The organism is Candidatus Protofrankia californiensis (assembly GCF_900634765.1).
In the GTDB taxonomy this organism is placed as follows: domain Bacteria; phylum Actinomycetota; class Actinomycetes; order Frankiales; family Frankiaceae; genus Protofrankia; species Protofrankia californiensis.
In genome coordinates this window covers 1-3,843 of sequence record NZ_CAAAFT010000237.1, presented here as the reverse complement: position 1 = coordinate 3,843, position 3,843 = coordinate 1, and the positions used below count along the sequence as shown (strand labels likewise).

Annotated in this window: 2 protein-coding genes and 2 pseudogenes; 3 read left to right on the top strand and 1 reads right to left on the bottom strand. The window is 67.2% G+C overall.

Annotation, left to right across the window (positions count from 1 at the left end):
* Positions 1–201, top strand: a pseudogene (locus tag DD1DGNOD_RS12855) (transposase family protein); the annotation flags it as partial.
* 274 nt (positions 202–475) lie between these two features.
* On the top strand, positions 476–2,656 hold the full coding sequence (locus DD1DGNOD_RS12850; RefSeq protein WP_131770230.1) for an ATP-binding SpoIIE family protein phosphatase: 2,181 nt from the start codon (positions 476–478) through the stop codon (positions 2,654–2,656).
* Between the two features lie 168 nt (positions 2,657–2,824).
* On the opposite strand, the gene DD1DGNOD_RS12845 is transcribed toward DD1DGNOD_RS12850, so the two are convergent.
* On the bottom strand, positions 2,825–3,277 hold the full coding sequence (locus DD1DGNOD_RS12845) for a hypothetical protein (RefSeq protein WP_131770229.1): 453 nt from the start codon (positions 3,275–3,277) through the stop codon (positions 2,825–2,827).
* Positions 3,278–3,671: 394 nt separating this feature from the next.
* On the opposite strand from DD1DGNOD_RS12845, the pseudogene DD1DGNOD_RS12840 reads away from it, so the two are divergent.
* Positions 3,672–3,843: pseudogene (locus tag DD1DGNOD_RS12840) on the top strand (IS6 family transposase); the annotation flags it as partial.

The following is a 3,843-nucleotide window of genomic DNA, read 5'->3' as shown; positions in this document are numbered from 1 at the left end:
GGGCCGGTGGCCTGTCCGCGCTGCGGGACGCTCACCGCACGGGTGCACGGCTATCACCGACGCCGGCTTACCGATCTCCCGGTCGGGGGCAGACCCGTCGTGATCGAGGTGACCGTGCGGCGGCTGGCGTGTCCGAGCCTGGACTGTGCACAGCAGACGTTTCGGGAGCAGGTACCCGGGCTGGCCGAACGATACGCCCGGTGAACTCCGAGGCCGGAACCGGCAGACGGACGGGACGTCGACGCATCCACCCACCTTGCCCGATCAAGGACCCGGCGAACGCAACAGACCCACCGCGATCGAGTGACGAGAGATTGTCACGCTCCGTTCTGTGGGAGCCCGGGGGTGAGATCCTCCCGGGCCACCCGGCGGGTAAACTGACTTGTCCGTTCACAAGATCCTGGATAGGTTGTCAGCTATAGCGACTGTCCCATATTAGGGGAGGTGGCTTACGACATCTGAGCCGAAGAGGACCTTGCAGGACGTTTTGTCCGACCACTCACTGGATGTCGGGCTCGACGCGCCACTGGCCACGCAAATGATCGAATTCAGCCCGACGGCGATGGCAATCATCGATCCGGATCTGCGGGTGCGACGGAGCAACCGGGCTTTGCGGGCGATAAGCGGCCTGTCTCGCGAGCGGATGGCGGGCACGCCCATCCCTGAGCTGCTGCCGGATGTGGACCCGCGGGTGTGGCAGCTTGCCCGGTGGGTCTTGGCCACCGGTGAACCGGTTGAAGACACGGAGATCACCGGTAGGACCGTGATGTTCCCGCAGGAGGAACGTATCTGGCGCTTTTCGTACTTTCCGCTCCGGGACTGCGAGGGGGTGCCCGCGGCAGTTGGCGTGATACTGGTCGATGTGACGGATCAGCGCCGTGCCGAGCGGGAAGGTGCGCGGGTGGAGCGGCGACTGCGGCTGCACAGCCGGGCGAGCGCACTCGTCGGGCGATCCCTGGAACTGGACGCCACGCTGGAGGGTATAGCCGATCTGGTGGTACCGGAATTCGCCGACACCTGCAGCGTGTACCTGCTCGACGAGCCTCTTGGCAAAGACGCCCGACCGGAGCTGTTGGAATTGCGCCGGGCCATAATCACACGCGTTTCCGATCCGCCCTTGCAAAGCTGCGACATCCCATTCTCGACTGTCGGAGAAATCCTTTCCTGCAACCGGAATTCTCCGATCTACCAAGCCTTTGCGTCGGGTCGTCCAATTCACTACGCGGCTGACGATGAATCGTTAATCAGCGGATACCAGACCCCTGGCTTCATCGACTACTTCCGGCGACTGAGGCTGCGTTGGGGGATCGCGGTGCCCTTGCTGGTGGGGCGTTTCTTTCACGGGGCCATGGTTGCACATGTCGGTCTTTCCGGGCGTATTTACACCGACGACGACGTCGAGATGGCCGCCGACCTGGGTGAGCGTATCTCGGCCGCTATCGCCAATGCCCGCGCGTACGCTCGCGAGCGGGAGGTTTCTGTCATGCTGCAGCGCAACCTGCTCGCACCCGATATCCCGGCCGTGACTGGAATGGACATCGCCTGGCGGTACGAGCCGGGGTCCGGTTCCGGCCGGTCGCCTCGTGTCGGGCCGGGTCCGCCGATCAGTGTCGAGGTAGGCGGGGACTGGCTCGACGTCATCCCACTCTCGGCGGGTCGGGTCGCTCTCGTCATCGGAGACGTGGTCGGCCGCGGTGTGACCGCCGCCGCCGTCATGGGTCAGCTCCGCACCGCCACCCGGGCGTTCGCCTCGCTCGACCTGCCCGCCGACAACGTGCTCACCCATCTGGACAACCTCGTCCAGACCATCGGGGCAGGGCCTGACGGTGCCCTGGCGAGCTGCGTCTATGCGATCTTCGAGCCTGCCACCGCGACGATGGTCCTCGCCAACGCAGGCCACCCCCCTCCCGCCCTGCGTGATCCCGATGGCCGTGTCCGCCTCCTGGCCGGCGGGGACGGCGCGCTTCTCGGTATCGGCGGACAGGTTTTCGTCCAGGCCTGCCACCCGTTTCCCGTCGGGGCGACGCTCGCGCTCTACACAGACGGCATCGTCGAGTCACGCGACATCGATGTCTCCCAGGGGATCAGCCGGCTGCAGGAGGCTCTCGCAGGCGCCGGCACCGCGGACGCCACCGCCGACCGGCTGATGCGCCTGGTCGATCACGCCGGTCGGGACGACGACGTGGCGCTCCTGCTTGTTCGGGCCGCCGCGGCCACCAACACCCGCACGCTCACCATCCCGCTCACCCCCGACCTCAGTGCTGTCGGGCAGGCCCGCCACGCCGTCACCACCGCGCTGCGCAGCTGGCAGCTGCCCGAAGCCGTCGATACCGCCGAACTCCTAGTGAGCGAAATTGTCACCAATGCGATCCGCTATTCCCGAGTCCCCGGCGAACTCGTGCTCCGCAGCGCCCCGACGGCCCTCTACATCGAGGTCTCCGACAGCGACAGCCGCCTCCCCCGTATCCTCCACCCCGACGAGCAGGAAGAATACGGTCGTGGCCTGATCCTCGTCGATGCACTCGCCACCCGGTGGGACACCCGACCCACCCACTCCGGCAAGACGGTCTGGTGCCAACTCGACACCGGCACCGACGCTCAGACGGCGCGGGTGATCGGTGTGGCGCCCTTCGCGGCGGCGAGCAGCGCCTCGTAGTTCTCCGGACGACCGGATCAGCCACGACAGTGGCTTGACGAACATAAGGGCGTCAGACCCGTCGGTTGCGTTGAGCGGAGGCGGGGCTACGAGGGAACAGAGCACGAGGGAGGGATCGGGGTACGAGGGAGTATGGCGGGGCCGGCTGGGAGGCGGCCCCGCCATCGGCTATTTCTTCTTCAGATAATTCTGCGTCGATTCGGCGAGCAGCACGGCCGCGCCGATCACGAACGCGAGAAAGACCAGCGCGGCTTCCCAGTGGCCGCCGGCGGCCAGCACGATCACCGACAGGACGGCCAGTAGCGGCAGCACGTGCTGGGCCCATCGTCTGCGCAGCAGCAGGGCGACGACCGCGGCCAGGACGGCGATGCCCACGCCCAGCGCGAGCAGGTCCTGCGGCTGCACCGTTGCGGTTGTGCGTACCGTGCCCTCACCCAACCGGTCGCGCAGTTCCTGCGCGGTCTGCTGGTCGGGGTCGTTGCCCAGCGCGTCCATTCCTGCCCACAGCGCGAGAAAGCCCACCGCCGACCAGCAGACGACGGACACGCCGAGCGCCGCTGGGAAACCACGGGGCCGGCTGGCCACCGCGTTCCTTCCGGCGTCCTCGCCCGCCCTCGTCACGATGCTTTCCGCCGTCGTCTGCCGGGGGTCTCGCCGGCGCTGTCGGGGTGCGGACAGGGCCGTGCGGACGGGGTGCCGCGGTGCCAGGGTGAAGTCGCCATTGCTGCTCCCTTCCTCTGCCGTGCAACGAAAGTAACAGCTGATCGGGGTGCGGAACCGGGTGAAGTATTCCCATCGAGGGATGGAAACACCCCGCACGAGCGATGAGGCGTGCGCCGGGTCGCAATAGCTTCTGTGTTCCAGCACACAACACGGACTCCCGATTCCGCTCGCAGGGTCTGTTGCATCCGCGGGGTCCTTGATCGGGCATGGTGGAGGGATACGTCGACGTCCCGTCCGTCCGCCGGTTCCGGTCTCGGAGTTCACCGGGTTCCGGCTCCCGCCCGAGGTGATCATGGTGGCGGTCCGCTGGTATCTGCGCTACGCCCTGTCGTACCGGGACGTCGAAGAGCTCCTCGCCGAACGCTGCCTGGCCGTCGATCATGTGACGGTCTACCGGTGGGTGCAGCGGTTCACCCCGCTACTGATCGACGCCGCCCGGCCCTGCCGGCACATCCCCGGGGACA